This is a genomic window from Streptomyces sp. LaPpAH-108 (assembly GCF_000373625.1).
Classification (GTDB): domain Bacteria; phylum Actinomycetota; class Actinomycetes; order Streptomycetales; family Streptomycetaceae; genus Streptomyces.
Genome location: NZ_KB891988.1, coordinates 1,056,920 through 1,076,153, shown reverse-complemented (window position 1 = coordinate 1,076,153; position 19,234 = coordinate 1,056,920). Strand labels below are relative to the sequence as shown.

Here is a 19,234-nt window from a genome sequence, read left to right as displayed (position 1 = left end):
TGTGACCCGGTACCCGCCCGAATGCGCCCCACGGGCCGGGGGTACCGTCGTGGGGTGCACCGCTACCGCTTCCTGCTGACCCCCCAGTGGGTGATCCTCACCCTCGTCGCGATCGCGCTGATCCCGACGATGATCGAGCTGGGTTTCTGGCAGCACCACCGGTACGAGGAGCGCACCGCCCGCAACGACCTGGTCTCGCGGGCGCTGCACGCCGACCCCGTCCCGGTCGAACGGCTCACCTCCCCCGGCCACGCCGTGACGCGCCTGGACAAGTACCGCACCGTCACCGCGACCGGCACCTTCGACACCGCCCACGAAGTGGTCGTCCGGCGCCGCACCAACTCCGACGGCGCGGTCGGCTTCCACGTGCTGACCCCGCTGCGGCTGACGAACGGCGCGGTCGTGCTGGTCAACCGGGGCTGGATCCCCGCGAACGGCGTGCAGACGGCCTTCCCGAAGATCCCGGCGCCCCCGGCCGGGAGGACCACCGTCACCGGGCGGCTCATGGCCGACGAGACGACGGCGGCCAGCGGCATCAAGAACGTCAAGGGCCTCCCCGACCGGCAGATCATGCTGATCAACAGTGCGGAGGAGGCCCGGCGCCTCGGCGCGAAGGTCCTCGGCGGCTACGTCGAGCAGACCGCGCCCGCACCCAAGGGGGGCACCCCGGAGCAGATCTCCAGCCCGGGCAGCGAGGACGCTCCGCTGAACTACGCGTACATGATCCAGTGGTGGCTGTTCGCCGCCGCGGTCCCGGTGGGCTGGTGGTTCCTGGTCCGCCGCGAGATCCGGGACCGGGCGGAGGCGGAGGCGGCGGCGGCCGGGGACGACACGGAGGGCAGCTCCTCGGAGGCCGAGCCTGCCGCCGCCGTATAGCGCCCGCGCTGTACGGAACCCCTGCCCCACCCCCGTCACTCCCCCGGCCGCACCACCTGATTGCCCCTCAGACCCGCCGGGAACCCGCTTCCCGTGAACGCGCGCATCGAGGACTACGCCCTCATCGGCGACGAGCAGACCGCGGCCCTGGTCGGGCGGGACGGCTCGATCGACTGGCTGTGTCTTCCCCGCTTCGACTCCGGCGCCTGCTTCGCCCGGCTCCTCGGGGACGAGGACAACGGCCACTGGCGGATCGCCCCCAAGAACGCGCACACCTGCACCCGGCGCGCCTACCGGCCCGACACCCTGGTCCTGGACACCGAGTGGGACACCCCCGACGGGACGGTACGCGTCACCGACCTGATGCCACAGCGCGCCCGGGTGCCCGACGTCGTACGGATCGTGGAGGGCGTCAGCGGACGGGTCCTCGTGCGCAGCACGCTGCGGCTGCGCTTCGACCACGGCTCGATCGTGCCGTGGATGCGGCGCTCGGACGGGCACCGGGTGGCCGTGGCGGGCCCCGACTCGACCTGGCTGCGCACCGTGCCGCCGGTGCGGACCTGGGGCGAGGACTTCGGCACCCACGCGGAGTTCACCGTCGACGAGGGCGAGCGGGTCGCGTTCGTGCTCACCTGGCACCCCTCGCACGAGCCGCGCCCCCGGCTGATCGACCCGTACGAGGCGCTGGAGTCCAGCGTGCGCGACTGGCGGAGCTGGGCCGCGCGGTGCCGGTACGAGGGGCCGTACCGAGACGCCGTGGTCCGCTCGCTGATCACCCTCAAGGCGCTCACCTACCGCCCGACCGGCGGGATCGTGGCCGCCGCGACCACCTCGCTCCCCGAGAAGCTGGGCGGGGTGCGCAACTGGGACTACCGCTACTGCTGGCTGCGCGACTCCACCCTGACCCTCGGCGCGCTGCTCGCGGCGGGCTACCACGAGGAGGCCGAGGCGTGGCGCGACTGGCTGCTGCGGGCGGTCGCGGGCAGCCCCGAGGACCTTCAGATCATGTACGGGGTCGCGGGCGAGCGGCGGCTGCCGGAGAGCGAGCTGCCCTGGCTCTCCGGGTTCGCGCGCTCGGCGCCGGTCCGGATCGGCAACAGCGCGGTGGACCAGCTCCAGCTGGACGTGTACGGCGAGGTGATGGACTCCCTGTGGCTGGCACGGCAGTCGGGCCTGTCGCCCCGGCCGCACATGTGGTCCCTGCAGTGCGCGCTGATCGACTTCCTGCGCTCCGCGTGGCGGCAGCCCGACGAGGGGCTGTGGGAGGTGCGCGGGGGCCGCAGGCAGTTCACGCACTCCAAGGTGATGGTGTGGGTGGCCGTCGACCGCGCCGTGCGCACCCTGGAGGAGCACCCCGGCCTGGAGGGCGACCTCACGGGCTGGCGGGAGCTGCGGGACGACATCCACCGGGAGGTGTGCGCGAAGGGGTACGACCCGGAGCGCAACACCTTCACCCAGTACTACGGCTCGCGCACCCTGGACGCCGCCCTGCTGCTGATCCCGCGCGTCGGCTTCCTGCCGCCGGACGACCCCCGGGTGATCGGCACGGTGGACGCGATCCGCGCGGGCCTCGGCCAGGACGGCTTCGTGCGCCGCTACGACACGGAGGACGCCGGGGGCCCGGTGGTGGACGGGCTGCCCGAGGGCGAGGGCGCCTTCCTGGCCTGCTCGTTCTGGCTGGCCGACGCCCTGCACCTGACGGGCCGCACCGAGGAGGCGCGGGATCTCTTCGCCCGGCTGGTCGACCTGTCCAACGACGTGGGGCTGCTGGCCGAGGAGTACGACCCGGTGGCCGACCGCCAGCTGGGCAACTACCCGCAGGCGTTCAGCCACATCGCCCTGGTGAACACCGCCCGCACACTCTTCGGGGGCGAGGGGGCAGGATAGGGCCATGGATCTTGGACTGAAGGACCGGGTGTACATCGTGACCGGGGCCTCGCGGGGGCTCGGCAACGCCGCCGCGCGGCAGCTGGTCGCCGACGGGGCGAAGGTGGTCGTCACCGGCCGGGACGAGCAGCGGGTGGCCGACGCCGCCGCCGAACTGGGCCCGGACGCGGTGGGCGTGGCCGTCGGCAACGCCGATCCGGCGGCGCCCGAGCGGCTGATCGCGGCGGCCCGTGAGCACTTCGGGGGCTTCGACGGCATCCTCGTCAGCGTGGGCGGCCCGCCGCCCGGCTTCGTGGCGGACGTGACCGACGAGCAGTGGCGGGACGCCTTCGAGTCGGTGTTCCTCGGCGCGGTGCGGCTGGCCCGCGCGGCAGCGGCCGAGCTGGAGCCGGGCGGGGTCATCGGCTTCGTGCTGTCCGGCTCGGTGCACGAGCCGATCCCGGGGCTGACCGTCTCCAACGGGCTGCGCCCCGGGCTCGCCGGGTTCGCCAAGTCCCTCGCGGACGAGCTGGGTCCGCGCGGCATCCGGGTCCTCGGGCTGCTGCCGGGCCGTATCGACACCGACCGGGTGCGCGAGCTGGACAGCCTGTCCGCCGACCCCGAGGCGACCCGCACGGCCGCCGAGTCCCGCATCCCGCTGCGCCGTTACGGCACCCCGGAGGAGTTCGGCCGGGTCGCCGCCTTCCTGCTGTCCCCGGCGGCGTCCTATCTGACGGGCGTGATGGCGCCGGTGGACGGGGGGATGCGGCGCGGGTTCTGACGTTCCGTCAACTCGCGGTGCGGGGGCTCGACTTCAGGGCGGTCACTGCACGGCGGTCAGGTGACGCGTTCGGCGCGGTGCCTGATCACCCGCAGCCGGACCTCGGCGGGCAGCGCCGTGAGACCCGCCGAGTCCCGGGCGCGGGCCAGGGGTCCTGAGGTGAACTCCGCGAGCGCGGCGCCGGGGGGCATGTCCGGCTCCAGCCGGAACCACGCCCGTACGGCCGGGGCGCTGCGGCGGCCGGTCAGCAGGACGTCGCTCTGGGCGATGCCCTCCTGGCCCGCCGCGTCCTGGGCGAGCGCGTTCTCCAGGGCCGAGCCGCGCAGCCGGGCGGTGCCGCCGTCGCCGGTGTCGACCCGGACCTCGGAGACCCGGTGGCGGCGCAGCACCGACACCAGCCGCCACACGCCGATCAGGAACAGGATCGCCAGGCCCGCGATGAGGGCGGGCCACCACCAGCCGGTGTCCCGGAAGCTGGTGCGCTCCGCCCGGCTGAGCAGCACGTCGTGCGTGCCGGAGTGGACCCACCAGCGCGGGAAGGGCGCCCCCAGCCCGGCGGCGAGGACCACCCCGCCGAGCGCGAGCAGCAGCAGGCCCGCGAGAGCGAGCAGGACCCGGTTGACGATGCCGGTGCGCATCGCGCTCACCCCTTCTTCCCCGGCCGGCGGACCCGGACCGACAGCTTCGGCGGGTGGCTCAGCCCCAGTTCGCGGACCGCGCCGTCGAGCGTGGAGTCCAGGTCGGCGCGGACCTCGTCCGGTTCACGGAAGTGCGCGACCACCCGCACGTCCGCCTTTCCGCGGCCGACCCGGACGCGGGCCTCGCGGACCCCGGAGATGTCCATGGCGCGGTCGCGCAGCAGCACGGCGGCGGCATTCCGGTGCAGCGCGGCGCGCACGTCGGGGTGCGGGCGGCTCATGGGGAGCAGGCGGCGCAGTCCGGGCGTGAACGCGAGGAGGAGCAGCCAGAGTCCGACGGCGGCGACGAAGGCCGCGCCCGCCAGTACCGGGATGGCGTCGACCCGTTGCTCGGCGAGCTGGCGGGCCAGTTCGCGGCGCCAGTACATCGCGGGGCGCCCGGCGCGCACGGCGGCCACGTCGTACAGCAGCAGGCCCGCGCCGCCCAGCAGACACAGGGCGGCGAAGGCGGCCGGGACGCGGCGCGGGGACCAGAAGCGGCCACTGCCCTTCTCGGGCGGAGGTGCGGGCTGCTCCTCGGGGTCGAGGACGGGCAGGCGGTGGGTGGTGTTCTCGCTCATGTCGTCCTCCCGTTCGGGTCACCGGGCACGGCCACCGGATGCAGCCGCTCGACCTGGACGACCACCTCGGGCACCGTCATGTTCACCAGTGCGCTCACCCGCTCGGTGACCCGGCGGCGTACGGCGGCGCAGCGGGCACCGATGTCGGCCGGGTAGGCGAGTTCGAGCGAGATCCGCACGCGGGCGGTGCCGACCGGGCCGTCCTTACCGCGCGCGGCGCCGGAGCCGTGGGGGCGCACGGCGACCGTGGCGTACGGGCGGCCGACGCCCGGCGGGAGCGGGGCGAGGGCTTCGCGGGCCGCCTGTGCGGCGATCTTCGCGACGACCTTGTCCGCGATCTTCGTGGCGCCCCGCTCGCCCGCCGGGGTGGGCTCCGTGGCCGGACGGCCTGCCGCCGTCGCGCTCACGGCGCTCACCGCCGCCGGTCGCGCCGGCCGTCGCGGGCACGGAAGAAGTCGCCCGGTTCCAGATCGCCGTCCAGGAAGCGGCCGACGACGAACCCGACGGCTCCGAGCGCCGCCACCAGCAGGAATGCCCCGAATCCGCCGAAGTACCCGGCGAATCCCAGCGCCAAGCCGGCGATCATACCGGCCACGGCCATGCTCATAGCGCTCCTCAGTTCGTCAGGCCCCTGTATGCCGGATTCCCCCTACGGCGCACTGAATACGCGCGCGTCTCACTGAATACGCGGCTGGGCCGGTTCCTCCTCGTCCTCCTCGTCGGGGAGCTTGACGTCGCTGACGGCGATGTTGACCTCCACGACCTCCAGCGAGGTCATGCGCTCCACGGCGGCGACCACGTTCTCCCGCACCGCGCGGGCGACATCGCCGATGGAGTAGCCGTACTCCACGACGATCTCCAGGTCGAGCGCGGTCTGCACCTCACCGACCTCGGCCTTCACGCCCCGGGTCACGGCCTTGGAGCCGCCGGGCACCCGGTCGCGCACGGCGCCGAAGGTGCGGGCGAACCCGCTGCCCATGGCGTGCACGCCCTCCACGTCGCGTGCGGCCATTCCGGCGATCTTCTCCACCACGCCGTCCGCGATGGTGGTCCGGCCCCGGGCCGCCGGATCACCGCCGCCGCGCCGGGTGGTCTTGCGGGTGGACACCTGCGACTCGCTGTCTCCGCCGGGGCTCGTCGTCGTCTCGGTCATCGCCGTAGGTCCCTTTCGGTCGTGGTTCCCCGACCACGGTAAGCACGGCGGCGCGAATGCGCCCCAGGTATACGGCAGGCTGGAGGAATGACGGCTGAGTGGACACAGGCGGTACGTCAGCGGCTGGGCGTGGGCAGGCTGCTGCCGCTCGGCGGCAGCCGCGACGGCGCGTGGATCTCCGAGCAGGCGGCCGGGGCGGTGCTGGGGAGCGCGGCCACCGACGAAGTGCCGGGGGTACGCCTCGGCACGCTCAGGATCGGGCTCGCCGATCCGGCGGAGGCCCGGGAGCCGGTCGTACCGCCGCCGCCGAGCGCGCTGCCGCCGGGTGCCCTGCGGGTGACGGCGGACTTCGCGGCGACCGCGGAACGGCCGCTGCCGGAGACGGCGGAGCGGCTGCGGACGGTGCTCGCGGACGCGGCGGCCCGGCGGCTCGGGCTCGCGGTCACCGAGGTGGACCTGCGGGTGACGGACCTGCTGGGCCCGGCGGAGCCGGAGCCCGAGCCGCGCCGTGCGCCCGGACCGCCGTCGGCCGCCGAGGCCAAGGACCCCGACGGCTATCTGGTGGCCACCGCCGCGCGGGCGGTGGCCGGGGTGACCCGGCTGACGTCCGTGCTCGGGGACCGGTGCGGGGTGGTGCGTACGGAACGGCCCGCGGTGCCCGCCTCGCTCCCCCGGCGCCATGTGTGCGTGGAGCTGGCCGCCGACCCGGCCCACCGCACCGTCGACGTGGCCCGCGCGGTCCGTACGGCGGTGCGGGACGCGCTGGAGGACCACCCGACGGTGGCGGTGCTGGTGACGGCGGTGGAGGAACCGGAGGCGGAGGCCGGGCCTGTCATGTAGGCCGGGCACTCTGAGCCGGTGCGCTGCGGGCCGGGCGCGCTCAGTCGCCGATGCCCGCCAGGTCGCGCAGGCGGCGGGCCTGGGCGGCGCGCTCGGCCGTGCGCTGCTCGTCGTAGGTGCGCCCGGGGGCGCCGCGCAGCAGGGCCTTGGTCTCCACGACGGCGTCGCGGGGCGCGGCCAGGAGCGCGGCGGCCAGATCGGTGGTCGCCGCGTCGAGTTCGGCGGCCGGGACCGCCGCGTTGGCCAGACCGGAGACGACGGCCTCCTCGGCGTGCACGAAGCGGCCCGTCGCGCAGATCTCCAGGGCGCGGGCGTATCCGACCAGGCCGACCAGCGGGTGGGTGCCCGTCAGGTCGGGCACCAGGCCCAGGCTCGTCTCACGCATGGCGAACTGCACGTCGTCCGCGACGATCCGCAGGTCGCAGGCGAGCGCGAGCTGGAAACCGGCCCCGATCGCATGGCCCTGGACAGCGGCGATGGACACGAGGTCGTTCCGTCGCCACCAGGTGAAAGCCTCCTGGTACTCGGCGATGGTCGCGTCGATCCCGGCGTCGTCACGGCGCGCGAGATCGACGAAGGTCGGCTCGCCCTCGATCCCCTCCGGCGTGAACATACGTCGGTCCAGACCGGCGGAGAAGGACTGGCCCTCGCCGCGCAGCACGACGACACGCACGGTGCCCGGCAGCAGCTTCCCCGCCTCGGCCAGCGCCCGCCACATGGCGGGGCTCTGCGCGTTGCGCTTGGCCGGGTTGGTCAGCGTCACCGTCGCGAGCGCGTCGTCGACGGTGAGCCGTACGCCGTCCTTGTCGAGTACAGGAGCGAGGTCCTGGTCGGGCGAAGCCATGGGGCGCCTCCGATGGGTGCGGTCATCACGCGGTGCCGTACGGCACGCGAAGTGACTGCACAGTAACCACCCGGGCGATCACACGACCGACCGGGTGGCCACCATCGAAGCCGATGGGCCGCCCGGAGTCAGGACGATGCGGCCTTCTTGCCCCGGGTCGCTCCGCCACGCCCACGCAGCGTGACGCCCGACTCGCTGAGCATCCGGTGTACGAAGCCATACGAGCGGCCGGTCTCTTCGGCCAGCGCCCGGATGCTCGCACCGGAGTCGTACTTCTTCTTCAGGTCTGCCGCGAGCTTGTCGCGCGCGGCGCCGGTCACCCGGCTGCCCTTCTTCAGAGTCTCGGCCACCCGTGCCTCCTCATGGGAAGTGCGCTCTGGTCTTCTCATGATCACCCCTCCGGGGCGGGATGGCCACCCATTCGGCAAGGTCCGTGAGACAAGGTTGTGACGACAGGAGCACATCCCCACATGCGGAATCATGGATTCCACGGCCGGGCGCGCGGGCTTTTCGTGCGGACTTCCGGTGAATCACCAGGTCACGGACGCGGAGCGGCCGGTCCCTCCGTCGTGGAGGGACCGGCCGCGAAATCCGTGTACGACACACCTCGGTACGAGGAGATCTCACACAGATGAGGGATCACGGATCGGCCGAATGATCCATACACGTGGATCACGCATTCGATCGCGCCGGGTGGACGTCGTCCCGGTCACGCCAGGGCGACGAGGTCCGCGTAGTCGGAGCCCCACAGGTCCTCGACGCCGTCCGGGAGCAGGATGATCCGCTCCGGCTGCAGCGCCTCGACGGCGCCCTCGTCGTGGGTGACCAGGACGACGGCGCCCTTGTAGGTGCGCAGGGCGCCGAGGATCTCCTCGCGGCTGGCGGGGTCGAGGTTGTTGGTGGGCTCGTCGAGCAGCAGCACGTTGGCCGAGGAGACGACCAGGGTGGCGAGGGCGAGGCGGGTCTTCTCGCCGCCGGAGAGGACCCCGGCGGGCTTGTCGACGTCGTCGCCGGAGAACAGGAACGAGCCGAGCACCTTGCGGACCTCGACCAGGTCCAGGTCCGGGGCGGCGGAGCGCATGTTCTCCAGGACCGAGCGCTCGGGGTCCAGGGTCTCGTGCTCCTGGGCGTAGTAGCCGAGCTTGAGGCCGTGGCCGGGGACGACCGAGCCGGTGTCGGGCTCCTCGGCGCCGCCGAGCAGGCGCAGCAGGGTGGTCTTGCCCGCGCCGTTGAGGCCGAGGATGACGACGCGGGAGCCCTTGTCGATGGCCAGGTCGACGTCGGTGAAGATCTCCAGCGAGCCGTACGACTTCGACAGGCCCTCCGCCATCAGCGGGGTCTTGCCGCAGGGGGCGGGCTCGGGGAAGCGGAGCTTGGCGACCTTGTCGGACTGGCGGACCGCCTCCAGGCCGGAGAGCAGCTTGTCGGCGCGCTTGGCCATGTTCTGCGCGGCGACCGTCTTGGTGGCCTTGGCGCGCATCTTGTCGGCCTGCGAGTGCAGGGCGGCGGCCTTCTTCTCGGCGTTCTGCCGCTCGCGCTTGCGGCGCTTCTCGTCGGCCTCGCGCTGCTGCTGGTAGAGCTTCCAGCCCATGTTGTAGACGTCGATCTGGGCGCGGTTGGCGTCCAGGTAGAACACCTTGTTGACGACGGTCTCGACCAGGTCGACGTCGTGGGAGATCACGATGAAGCCGCCGCGGTAGGTCTTGAGGTAGTCGCGCAGCCAGGCGATCGAGTCGGCGTCGAGGTGGTTGGTGGGCTCGTCGAGCAGCAGGGTGTCGGCGTCCGAGAAGAGGATGCGGGCCAGCTCGACGCGGCGGCGCTGACCGCCGGAGAGGGTGTGCAGGGGCTGGCCGAGCACCCGGTCGGGCAGGTTGAGCGCGGCGGCGATGGTGGCGGCCTCGGCCTCGGCGGCGTACCCGCCCTTGGTGAGGAACTCGGTCTCCTGGCGCTCGTACTGCTTGAGCGCCTTCTCGCGGGTGGCGCCCGAGCCGTTGGCGATGCGCTGCTCGTTCTCGCGCATCTTGCGGATCAGGGTGTCCAGGCCGCGCGCGGACAGGATGCGGTCACGGGCGAGCACGTCGAGGTCGCCGGTGCGGGGGTCCTGCGGCAGATAGCCCACCTCGCCGGAGCGGGTGATCTGACCGGCGGCGGGGATGCCCTCCCCGGCCAGGCACTTGGTGAGGGTGGTCTTGCCGGCGCCGTTGCGGCCGACCAGACCGATGCGGTCGCCCTTGGCGACACGGAAGCTGGCGTTCTCGATGAGGATGCGGGCACCGGCGCGCAGCTCGATACCGGAGGCGGAGATCACGGACAGGCTCCTGGGCGTACGGGACGGGATCGTCGGACGGTCTGCTGAGGGCGTTCCCGCCGTCTAATGCGCGAGGAGAAAGGCCATGCGGGCAATTCTAACGGGGGCGGGCAAGGGGTTTTCCGGATGCGGGGCCCTCCGGGGGCTCGCGGGGGCTTCGGGGGCGGGGGTGGCTGTGCGGGGTGAGGGGTGCCCCCGGGGCTGCTCGGCCTCGCAGGGCCACCGCTCGCCCCGCGAGAGCCCGACGCTCGGCCCCGCGGGGGTATCGGTCCGCCGTCCTCGCTGCCGCGTTGCCGCGTTGCCGCGTTGCCGCCGCAGGGCGGGGCGCCTCTGCGCGACGGCCTCCGCCGCAGGGGCGTCGGACCCGCATGGCCTCCACTCGCTCCACGGGACGGCCATCGCGGGACCGCGGCTCGGGCGTCCCGTGATCGCCGCGCAGCCGCTTCCCCCGTACGACCACCCCACGTCCCGGCAGCGGGCCCGCGGCAGGGGTGGGCGGGAGCCCGCGGTGGTGGGGGACAAGTCGGCGGGTAAGGATGGCGGCAGGGCGCTGGGTGTGAGGGTGGCGTCGGGACGGAAGGTGTGGGCTCGTGCAGTTCGACGATGACGCGAATCTCGACACGTCCGAGGTGCAGGATGTGCGGAGGAGCCGGATTCCCGGGGGACGGGCGACCGTCGGGGGCGGGATCGGGGGGCTGATCGCGCTGCTGCTGGCCTTGTTCCTGGGGGTGGGGCCGGATCAGCTGGGGCTGTCGTCCGGGGGTGACCAGGCGGCGTCGGAGCCGTCGTCGCTGGACGAGGTGCAGGAGTCCTGTCGTACCGGCAAGGACGCGAACACGCGGACCGACTGCCGGATGGTGGCGGTGGTCAACAGCGTGCAGGACTACTGGTCGCAGGAGTTCCGCAGCCGGGGACAGACGTACGCCCCGGCGCAGACCGTGCTCTTCAGCGGCCAGATCCGCACGGCGTGCGGGGCGGCGACCGCGGCGGTGGGGCCGTTCTACTGCCCCGGTGACGGCAAGGTCTATCTGGACCTGGGCTTCTTCGACGAGCTGCGGACGAAGTTCGGGGCGAGCGGGGGCCCGTTCGCGCAGGCGTACGTCATCGCGCACGAGTACGGCCACCACGTGCAGGACCTGGAGGGCACGCTGGGCCGCACCCAGGACGGCCTGACCGGCGAGAACAGCAACTCGGTGCGCACGGAACTCCAGGCCGACTGCTACGCCGGGGTGTGGGCCCACCACGCGACGACGACGCCGGACGAGTCGACCGGGCGGCCTCTGATCACCAGCCTGACGCCCGCGGACATCAAGGACGGTCTGAACGCGGCGGCGGCCGTGGGCGACGACCGCATCCAGCAGGAGTTCCAGGGCCGGGTCACCCCGGAGAGCTGGACGCACGGCTCCTCGCTCCAGCGCCAGCAGTGGTTCGACCAGGGCTACCGCACGGGCGACCCGGGCCGGTGCAACACCTTCGGCTGACGGGTGCGCCGAAAGACCCGGGGCGTTGTCAGTGGCGGGTGTCACACTGAGCGGCGAGTCACCACAGATCCGGACAGGACGTCCGGAGGTACCCGGCGCACAAGGGAGTGATCGCCATGGCGGCAGCGGACGGACGGCCGAGCATCTACCCGACGGTGCTCTACGCGGACGCGAAGGCCGCGATCGGGCAGCTGACGGAGGCACTGGGCTTCACCGAGCTGACGGTGTACGAGTCGGAGGACGGCACGGTGCTCCACGCCGAGCTGGCCCAGGGCAACGGCGCGGTGATGCTCGGCTCCAAGGGGCGCGGCGGCGTCTTCGACGCGGTGATGAAAGACGCCGGGCCCGCGGGGGTGTACATCGTCGTGGACGACGTGGACGCCCACCACCAGCGGGCCGTGGAACACGGCGTGGAGATCCTGATGCCCCCGACGGACCAGGACTACGGCTCGCGGGACTACATGGCGCGGGACGCCGAGGGCAACGTCTGGAGCTTCGGGACGTACGCCCCGGCGATCGCGCTGTGAGTTCCTGATCCTCGCGGGGGTCTGCGGTCAGCCGCCCGTGTGCACCTGGAAGGCGGCCCGGCGCACGGCCTTGGCGAGCGCGGGGTCGGGGTGGGCCGCGGCGAGCGCGACCAGGACCTGCACGGTGCGGGGGTGGCCGACGGCGCGGACCTCCTCCAGGAGGGCGGGGACGGTCGGCTGCACGGCCGCCTCCAGGTGCCGTACCAGCATCTCCGTCTCGCCGTGGTCGGCGACGGCCGCGGCGGTGTCGACCCAGAGCCAGGTGGCCTCCTCGCGGGTGAGCACCTCGTGCGCGTCCTCGGGGTCCACGCCGTCGTGCTCGGCCAGCCACAGCAGGGCGTACGGCCGCAGCGCGGGCTCCTCGACGACCGAGCGGACATCGGGCTCGGCGGGGGCGCCGACGACGCGCAGCGCCTCGAAGGCGAGCCCGCGCAGCAGGGCGTCCTCGCCCCGGGCGGCCTCGATGAGCTGGCCGACAGCGCCGCCGACGGGGCGGGCGGCGAGCCAGGCGCGGTACTCGGCGCGGGCCGCGTTGGGGCGGAGCTGGGCGCAGCCGCGCAGCATGTCCTCGGCGGACTGCTCGATGTTCCCGGCGGGGCTCTGCGCGGCCACGCAGATCTGCTCCAGCTTGACCCAGACGGCCCAGCTGCCGAGCGGGGTGAGGGTCGCGTGGCCGTCGCCGTGGGTGAGGGCGCCGACGGAGGCCAGCGCCCGCACGGCCCAGTCGAGGAGGGGGGCGAGGGGGGCGTCGGCGGGGCCGTCGTCCGGGGCGGCGAGGGGGGCGGGGACGCCGGGGGCGTAGGAGACCTCGCAGCGCTCGGTGCGCAGTTCGGTGACGCGCTGCTCCAGGAGGTCGAGCAGCTGCTCGACGGGCACGGGGCCCGCGGAGAGCTGGAGGAAGGAGAGCACCTGGGGCATGGCCGAGACGACCTCGGCGACGGCGGCCGGTTCATGGCCCGCCGGTTCGGGGCAGGCGAGCGACCAGGCGTCGAAGAGGGCGACCCAGCCGCGCAGTACGGCGCTGTCGTCGCGGTCCCAGGCGCGCAGGCGCCAGCCGGGGCGGGCGCTGTCGCCGTGCACCTCGACGAGTCCGGCGAGGCGGGCGGTGTCCCAGTCGGCGCGGATCTGACGGGTGGTGAGGCCGAGGTCGGCGGCGGCGCGGGCGGCGGTCGCGTCGGAGAGGGTGGCCTTGCCGTCGGCGGTGGCGGCGTCGCTGCCGGGGCCGAGGGCGGCGTCGGCCCAGCGCGCGACGCGGACCGCGCCGGCCAGGCCGGTGCGTGCCATTCTGGCCAGTTCGGCGGGGGCCGGGGTGCCCTCCGGGGGCCGGGGTGCGGCGCGGCGCGGGCGCCGCTGGTTCACAGCTCTGGGGGCGGCGGCCAGGGGTCGCGGTCGGACGAGTCGGAGCCTGGAGTCGCGCGGGATACGGGACGTCACGGGTGCAGTCTTCCGGTTGACGGTCCGAAAACCCAAACGGGATGTCACGGGCGGCAACGGAGAAGGCCAACGCACCAGGTCGGAGGAGGGTCACGGAGTCAAGATCAGGCCATGCGCACGGGGGCCTCCGGCGGAGGACGAAGCGGTTCGGAACCGGGGATTCCGGCTGGCTGGGGGAGTCCGGCCGACGGGAGCACGGGCGGAATACGGGGCTCGCATCAGGGGGTACGGGCTCACCTCAGCGGGAGCCGGGGGCTCGCGTCGGCGGGACGCGGGAGCCGCAGCAGCGGGACGGCCGGGCGAAGGGCCCACGTCGGCGGGACGCGGGACTCGCCTCGGCGGACATGCCGCGTGCGGCGGCGGGAGTCAGGGCGCGCGGCAGCGGGAGGCCGGGGGCTCGCAGCAGCGGACGCACAAGGCTTGCACCGCCCGGACCGCGAGAGCCGCAGCAGCGGGGCAAAGGGCCTACGTCGGCAGGACGCGGACTCGCCCCGGCGGGAAAGCCGCGCGCGGCGGCAGGAGTCAGGGCGCACGGCGGCGGGACGCGGGACTCGCCTCGGCGGGAAAGCCGCGCGCGGCAGCGGGACGCGGGAGCCGCCGCAGCGGGGCGAAGGGCCCACGCCGGCGGAACGCGGGACTCGCCTCGGTGGAAGAGCCGCGTGCGGCGGCAGGAGTCAGGGCGCCGCCACAGCGGGAGGGCCGGGTTCACCTCAGCGGGAGCCGGGGGCCCGCGTCTGCAGGACGCGGGAGCCTCGGGAGTGGGACGACGGGGCGGAGGGCCCACGGCGGCGGGGCTCGGGACTCGCCTCGGCGGGAGGGCCGCGTGCGGTGGCGGGAGGCAGGGCGCGCGGCGGCGGGACGCGGGGGCTCGCGGCAGCGGACGTACAAGGCGTGTACCGCTCGGGCGGCGCCGCGCGGCGGGGTCGCTGGGTTTACATCAGGGGGACCAGGAATCGGCGCAGGCGTTCCTCGTACTCCTCCGGGTCGGCGTTCCACATCGCGGCGTGCGGGGCGCCGGGGACGGTGTGGAGGGTGACCAGGTCGGGTCTGCGGTCGGCCAGGCGGCGGGAGTACTGCCAGGGGGCGACGGTGTCGCCGGGGCCGTGGATGATCAGGGTGGGCGCGGGGACCTCGGGCGGCCCGGAACCGGCGGCTCCGGCGGCGCGGCCGGGGCGCAGTCCGGCCCTGCCCTGTGCGGCGCGCACGGCGAGCGGCAGCAGGGGGCGCGGGAGGTGGCGGGCGTGGGCGAGGGCGCGCAGCGTGGCCTCCCAGTCGAGGACGGGCGAGTCGAGGATGAGCCCGGCGACGTGGTCGGCCAGCGGGGAGTGCTGGGCGGCGCGCAGGGCCATCGTGGCGCCGGTGGACCAGCCGAGCAGGACGACCCGGCGGGCGCCGTGGCCGACCGCCCAGCGGATCGCGGCGTCCACATCGCGCCACTCGGTCTCACCGAGATGGTTGATGCCGTCGGGCGGGGCCGGGGCTCCGGCGTCGCCCCGGTAGGACAGCGCGAGCACCGGTAGGCGCAGCGCGTGCAGGGCGCGCAGCACGTTCAGCGACTGCTCGCGGGTGGCGCCGAGCCCGTGCACGGCGATCACCCAGGTGTCCCGCTGCCCGGGCACGAACCAGGCGGGCAGCAGGCCGTTCTCGCTGGGCACCTCGACGTCGGCGAAGTCCAGCCCGAGCGCGGTCCGCGGGTCTCCGACGTGGACGTTGGGGGTCAGCCGCACCGCCTCGCCGGGGGTGAGGGTGCCGTGGGTGACGCGTTCGAGGCGCCGTACGACCGTGTCGGCGGTGTGCTCGGCCGCGTCGAGGACGGGTCCGACGACCGCGTGCGTGCCGTGGCCCGTGATCCCGTACGTCCCCCGCCGCAGCGAGGCCAGATCCCGGGTGAGCGTGATCCGCCCGGCCTGCGTGGCGTGCACGGTGAGCCGCGGCTCGGTCGGCAACGGCCGCCCCGCGGGCGCCTTGAGCGCGGCCCCGCTCGCATACCGCCCCACGGCCAGGGACACGGCCCCCGCCGCGACGACGGCACCGACGACAGCAGCGGACACTTTGACTGTACGCACGGCTCCAGTGTCGGGGGGCGGGGCGGGGGCGGCCAGTGGAAACGGGGTCCTGGCTGGTCAGCCCCGCTGGCCGTACCCCTTCAGGCGGTCGGTCACCTCGGCCAGTTCCGCCTCCGTCAGCAGGGACGGGGTGTGGCCCGGGACGGAGGACGCGGTGAGCCACAGGTGGCACAGCCACTCCAGCTGGGCGGTGCGGTCGTAGGCCTGGGCGAGGGTGCTGCCGTAGGTGAGGGTGCCGTGGTTGCGCAGGAGGCAGCCGGTGCGGCCGGTGAGGGCGGTGACCGCGTGGGCGGCGAGTTCGGGGGTGCCGTAGGCGGCGTAGGGGGCGACCCGTACGGGGCCGCCGAGGGCGCAGGTCATGTAGTGGACCGGGGGCAGCTCGGGGACCAGCGTGGAGACCGCGGTGGCGTGCACGGCGTGGGTGTGGACGACGGCGCGGGCGTCGGTGGCGCCGTAGACCGCGAGGTGCAGGGGGAGTTCGCTGGTCGGCTTCAGCGTGCCGAGCACCTGGCGGCCGGTCAGGTCGACGCCGGTGATGTCGTCCGGGCCGAGCCGGTCGTACGGCACGCCGGTGGGGGTGACCAGCACGGTGTCGCCGACGCGCGCGGAGACGTTTCCCGAGGTGCCGACGACCAGGCCCTCGGCGGCCGTCCGCCGCGCGGTGGCGACCACCTCCGCCCACGCCTCGGCCTCCGCCGCGCCGGTCCGCCCCGTGTCGCCCTCACCCCGCTGCCGGTCCATGCGCCGATCCTGCCAGCCGGGCGCCGACGACGGGCCGTACTCCCGCCACTTCGGCCCCGGCCGCCCCGTACGTCCGATCGAACGAAAACCATGACACAGCACCACAAATCACCCCCCACACCCCGCCCCGCCCCTTGAATTGGGCCTCCGCCGACCGACCGGACGACGTTTCACCGCCACCCCGGGGGGACGCATGGCCTTCTCTGCCCACCGCCGCGCCGGAGTCCTCGCGACGGCCACCGCGGCGCTCGCTCTGACGGGCACCCACACCACCGCCGCCGGACCGCTGCACACCACCGCCGCCGAAGCCCCCCGCATCACCCTCCCGGCACTCCCCCGGGGTCACGACGTCTCCTCGCACCAGAAGCGCGTGGACTTCCAGCGGGCCCGCGCCAGGGGCGCCCGGTTCGCGTACGTCAAGGCGACCGAGTCGACGAACTACCGCAACCCGTACTTCAGCGGGCAGTACGACGGCGCCCGCCGCGCGGGCCTGATCCGGGGCGCCTACCACTTCGCCCGCCCGGACCGCTCCTCCGGCGCCCGCCAGGCCGCGTACTTCGTGAAGCACGGCGGCGGCTGGCGGGCCGACGGCCGCACGCTGCCGCCCGCGCTCGACATCGAGTACAACCCGTACGACAAGCACCACAAGTGCTACGGCCTGAGCCACCAGAAGATGGTCCAGTGGATCTGGTCGTTCAGCGACGAGGTCCGCCGTCAGACGGGCCGCCGCCCGGTCATCTACACGACCGCCAACTGGTGGAACACCTGCACAGGGCGCAGCCGCGCCTTCGCCGCGACCCACGCGCTGTGGGTCGCCGGACACGGCACCTCCCGCCCCGGAACACTCCCCGCGGGCTGGCACTACTGGACGTTCTGGCAGTACGCCGTCAAGGGCCGGCTGCCGGGTGACCAGGATCTCTTCAACGGCTCCGTGACCCGCCTGAAGACCTTCGCGCGCGGCTACTGACCCAAGGGGCGTCCGGGCTGTGCGGAATCATTGATTCCGGACGGAACCGGGGCACCCGCTTCCGACACCGTGATGCCCGGCCGAGTTCACCTTCCGTTCACTCAGGTTGCCTACGTTCATCCAGCCAATGACCTCGAACGATTGCCTGGGTAAATGGAAAGCTTCTCGCTGATCCTCGCGATTGTGGTGGTAACCGCACTCGCGTTCGATTTCACGAACGGTTTCCACGACACCGCCAACGCGATGGCCACGACCATCTCGACCGGTGCGCTCAAGCCCAAGGTCGCGGTGGCCATGTCGGCCGCCCTCAACCTGGTGGGCGCTTTTCTCTCGGTGGAGGTCGCCAACACGATCTCCAAGGGTCTCGTCGACGAGACCGGCATCCGTCCCGAGGTCATCTTCGCCGCACTGACCGGCGCGATCCTCTGGAACCTCCTCACCTGGCTGGTCGGCCTGCCCTCCAGCTCCTCGCACGCCCTGATGGGCGGCCTGATCGGCGCCACCGTCGCGTCGGCGGGCCTCGGCGCCGTCCACGGCGACGTGCTGGTCACCAAGGTGCTGCTCCCGGCCGTCGCCGCCCCCGTGGTGGCCGGTCTGGCCACGATGCTCGCCACCCGCCTGTCGTACGGCGTCTCCCCGAACTCCGGCGGCGAGGCCACCCGCAAGGGCTACCGCACCGGTCAGATCGCCTCGGCCGGACTGGTCTCCCTGGCCCACGGCACCAACGACGCGCAGAAGACGATGGGCATCATCACCCTCGCGCTGATCGCGGGCGGTGCCATCGCCCCCGGCTCCAACCCGCCGGTCTGGGTCATCCTCTCCGCGGGCGTGGCCATCGCGGCCGGTACGTACATCGGCGGCTGGCGCATCATCCGCACCATGGGCACCGGCCTCACCGACCTGGAGCCGCGCCAGGGCTTCGCCGCCCAGACCAGCGCCGCGACCGCCATCCTGGCCTCCTCGCACCTCGGCTTCTCCCTCTCCACCACCCACGTCGTCTCCGGCGCGGTGATGGGCGCGGGCCTGGGCCGCAAGGGCGGTGTGGTCCGCTGGTCCACCGCGACCCGGATGTTCGTCGCCTGGGCGCTGACCCTCCCGGCCGCCGCCCTGGTGGGCGCGGGCGCCGAGTCCGTGACCGACCTGGGCGACTGGGGCACCGCCGCCGTCGCCGTCTTCCTGGTCGCCGCGAGCGCCGCGATCTGGAAGATCTCCCGCCGCGAGGTCATCGACCACACCCACGTCGCCCCGGCTGGTGCGCACGAGGAGCCTGCCGGTGTGGTCACCACCGCCATGGCCGCGGTGACCCCGCCCCCCACGGGCACCGTCGCCGACGGCCTGGGCACCGAGGGCCTGACGGCCACCATCCCGGCCCCGGCCGCCGTCGAACCGGCCACCGCCACCGCGACTCCCGTCGCCCCGCCCGCCTCCGCGGCCTGACCCGGCATCCGAAGGAGCAATCCCATGCACATCGACTGGGCGGCCATCGGTTCCGTCTTCGGCGTCAGCCTCGTGGCGACCGTGGCCCTGGTGGTCCTGTTCACCCTGGGCGTCAACGGACTGGCCCGCCGGGAGAAGGCCGCCGAGCGCGGCGAGTCGGCCGCCCTCGCGGTGACCGGCGCGTACGTCTGCTTCGCCGCGTGTGCGGCGGCGGTGGCGTACGGGTTCTATCTGATCGTGGCGAAGGCCTGAGCCGGAGCCCCTTCCGAGCAGTACGTGGGTGAGGCCCCTCCCGGCACCTTCCGGGAGGGGCCTCGCCGTTTCCCGGGGAGGGCCCCTCACCGATTCCCGGGGAGGCTGCTCGCCGATTCCCGGGCCCCCGGCGTACGCCCGGCACGCGCCTGCTGTAGGCCCCGATGTGGGCCCGCCCACACTCTCCTCCCGCAGGTCAAGGGCAGGTTGACGGCCCTTCGGGGACCGTGGTGGACTGCCGAGGCCATGTACGGCGGCAGAAGAGGAAGCCGGTGCGAATCCGGCGCGGTCCCGCCACTGTCACCGGGGAGTGATCCCCGGGAGCCAGGAACTCTCGCCGCCGGTCTCGTCGAACCAGGGCGTGGACACCCTGAGTGAGGACCTACCGCCATGCTCGGCTGCC

20 protein-coding genes and 1 riboswitch are annotated in these 19,234 nt (G+C 73.9%); of the genes, 9 read left to right on the top strand and 11 right to left on the bottom strand.

Features of this window, described 5'->3' with window-relative positions; all coding sequences use genetic code 11:
* Positions 1–21 precede the first annotated feature (21 nt).
* The 3 genes from B079_RS0110990 to B079_RS0110980 all read left to right on the top strand — a co-directional run bounded on the left by B079_RS0110990 (position 22) and on the right by B079_RS0110980 (position 3,523).
* Positions 22–876, top strand: coding sequence for an SURF1 family protein (locus tag B079_RS0110990; RefSeq protein WP_199779896.1), 855 nt, complete (start codon positions 22–24; stop codon positions 874–876).
* Between the two features lie 93 nt (positions 877–969).
* The gene (locus B079_RS0110985) at positions 970–2,763 is read left to right on the top strand and encodes a glycoside hydrolase family 15 protein (protein ID WP_018545851.1); all 1,794 of its coding nucleotides are present in this window, start codon (positions 970–972) and stop codon (positions 2,761–2,763) included.
* Positions 2,764–2,767: 4 nt separating this feature from the next.
* Positions 2,768–3,523 (top strand): SDR family oxidoreductase, encoded by a 756-nt coding sequence (locus tag B079_RS0110980; RefSeq protein WP_018545850.1) that lies wholly within the window; start codon positions 2,768–2,770, stop codon positions 3,521–3,523.
* Positions 3,524–3,579: 56 nt separating this feature from the next.
* Here the strand turns inward: B079_RS0110980 and amaP are convergent, their stop codons facing one another.
* From amaP to B079_RS0110955, 5 genes are all read right to left on the bottom strand, one after another.
* The gene (gene amaP / locus B079_RS0110975; protein ID WP_026248571.1) at positions 3,580–4,161 is read right to left on the bottom strand and encodes an alkaline shock response membrane anchor protein AmaP; all 582 of its coding nucleotides are present in this window, start codon (positions 4,159–4,161) and stop codon (positions 3,580–3,582) included.
* 5 nt (positions 4,162–4,166) lie between these two features.
* Positions 4,167–4,781 (bottom strand): DUF6286 domain-containing protein, encoded by a 615-nt coding sequence (locus tag B079_RS0110970; protein WP_018545848.1) that lies wholly within the window; start codon positions 4,779–4,781, stop codon positions 4,167–4,169.
* Complete coding sequence (locus B079_RS0110965; RefSeq protein ID WP_018545847.1) at positions 4,778–5,188, bottom strand: hypothetical protein; 411 nt, start codon at positions 5,186–5,188, stop codon at positions 4,778–4,780. Before B079_RS0110965 ends, B079_RS0110970 begins: the two co-directional genes overlap by 4 nt.
* A gap of 5 nt (positions 5,189–5,193) precedes the next feature.
* Positions 5,194–5,388, bottom strand: coding sequence for a hypothetical protein (locus B079_RS0110960; RefSeq protein WP_018545846.1), 195 nt, complete (start codon positions 5,386–5,388; stop codon positions 5,194–5,196).
* A 69-nt stretch (positions 5,389–5,457) separates the two neighbouring features.
* Positions 5,458–5,934, bottom strand: coding sequence for an Asp23/Gls24 family envelope stress response protein (locus tag B079_RS0110955; RefSeq protein WP_018545845.1), 477 nt, complete (start codon positions 5,932–5,934; stop codon positions 5,458–5,460).
* A gap of 87 nt (positions 5,935–6,021) precedes the next feature.
* Here B079_RS0110955 and B079_RS31665 point away from each other — a divergent pair, with 87 nt between their 5' ends.
* Positions 6,022–6,774 carry a hypothetical protein gene (locus B079_RS31665; RefSeq protein ID WP_018545844.1) on the top strand — a complete coding sequence of 251 codons (753 nt, stop codon included), beginning with the start codon at positions 6,022–6,024 and terminating at the stop codon, positions 6,772–6,774.
* A 40-nt stretch (positions 6,775–6,814) separates the two neighbouring features.
* On the opposite strand, the gene B079_RS0110940 is transcribed toward B079_RS31665, so the two are convergent.
* The 3 genes from B079_RS0110940 to abc-f form a co-directional block, all read right to left on the bottom strand.
* Positions 6,815–7,618 carry an enoyl-CoA hydratase/isomerase family protein gene (locus B079_RS0110940; RefSeq protein WP_018545843.1) on the bottom strand — a complete coding sequence of 268 codons (804 nt, stop codon included), beginning with the start codon at positions 7,616–7,618 and terminating at the stop codon, positions 6,815–6,817.
* Between the two features lie 128 nt (positions 7,619–7,746).
* Positions 7,747–7,968: a helix-turn-helix domain-containing protein gene (locus tag B079_RS0110935; protein WP_004002281.1), complete on the bottom strand. Its 222-nt coding sequence runs from the start codon at positions 7,966–7,968 to the stop codon at positions 7,747–7,749.
* 359 nt (positions 7,969–8,327) lie between these two features.
* A complete protein-coding gene (abc-f, locus tag B079_RS0110930) occupies positions 8,328–9,926 on the bottom strand; it encodes a ribosomal protection-like ABC-F family protein (RefSeq protein WP_018545842.1) in 1,599 nt (532 codons plus the stop codon).
* Positions 9,927–10,516: 590 nt separating this feature from the next.
* Here abc-f and B079_RS0110925 point away from each other — a divergent pair.
* Positions 10,517–11,407 carry a neutral zinc metallopeptidase gene (locus tag B079_RS0110925; RefSeq protein WP_018545841.1) on the top strand — a complete coding sequence of 297 codons (891 nt, stop codon included), beginning with the start codon at positions 10,517–10,519 and terminating at the stop codon, positions 11,405–11,407.
* Positions 11,408–11,523: 116 nt separating this feature from the next.
* Positions 11,524–11,934 (top strand): VOC family protein, encoded by a 411-nt coding sequence (locus B079_RS0110920; RefSeq protein ID WP_018545840.1) that lies wholly within the window; start codon positions 11,524–11,526, stop codon positions 11,932–11,934.
* A 27-nt stretch (positions 11,935–11,961) separates the two neighbouring features.
* Here B079_RS0110920 and B079_RS0110915 read toward each other — a convergent pair whose 3' ends face one another.
* The 3 genes from B079_RS0110915 to B079_RS0110905 form a co-directional block, all read right to left on the bottom strand.
* A complete protein-coding gene (locus tag B079_RS0110915) occupies positions 11,962–13,368 on the bottom strand; it encodes a hypothetical protein (RefSeq protein WP_199779895.1) in 1,407 nt (468 codons plus the stop codon).
* Positions 13,369–14,300: 932 nt separating this feature from the next.
* On the bottom strand, positions 14,301–15,434 hold the full coding sequence (locus B079_RS0110910; protein ID WP_026248569.1) for an alpha/beta hydrolase: 1,134 nt from the start codon (positions 15,432–15,434) through the stop codon (positions 14,301–14,303).
* A 57-nt stretch (positions 15,435–15,491) separates the two neighbouring features.
* Positions 15,492–16,175 carry a class II aldolase/adducin family protein gene (locus B079_RS0110905; RefSeq protein ID WP_018545837.1) on the bottom strand — a complete coding sequence of 228 codons (684 nt, stop codon included), beginning with the start codon at positions 16,173–16,175 and terminating at the stop codon, positions 15,492–15,494.
* Between the two features lie 193 nt (positions 16,176–16,368).
* On the opposite strand from B079_RS0110905, the gene B079_RS0110900 reads away from it, so the two are divergent.
* The 3 genes from B079_RS0110900 to B079_RS0110890 all read left to right on the top strand — a co-directional run bounded on the left by B079_RS0110900 (position 16,369) and on the right by B079_RS0110890 (position 18,831).
* Positions 16,369–17,142 (top strand): lysozyme, encoded by a 774-nt coding sequence (locus tag B079_RS0110900; RefSeq protein ID WP_018545836.1) that lies wholly within the window; start codon positions 16,369–16,371, stop codon positions 17,140–17,142.
* A gap of 153 nt (positions 17,143–17,295) precedes the next feature.
* On the top strand, positions 17,296–18,579 hold the full coding sequence (locus B079_RS0110895) for an inorganic phosphate transporter (RefSeq protein ID WP_018545835.1): 1,284 nt from the start codon (positions 17,296–17,298) through the stop codon (positions 18,577–18,579).
* Between the two features lie 24 nt (positions 18,580–18,603).
* The gene (locus B079_RS0110890; RefSeq protein WP_018545834.1) at positions 18,604–18,831 is read left to right on the top strand and encodes a hypothetical protein; all 228 of its coding nucleotides are present in this window, start codon (positions 18,604–18,606) and stop codon (positions 18,829–18,831) included.
* A gap of 222 nt (positions 18,832–19,053) precedes the next feature.
* A riboswitch (cobalamin riboswitch) is annotated at positions 19,054–19,185 on the top strand.
* The last annotated feature ends 49 nt before the right edge of the window (positions 19,186–19,234 follow it).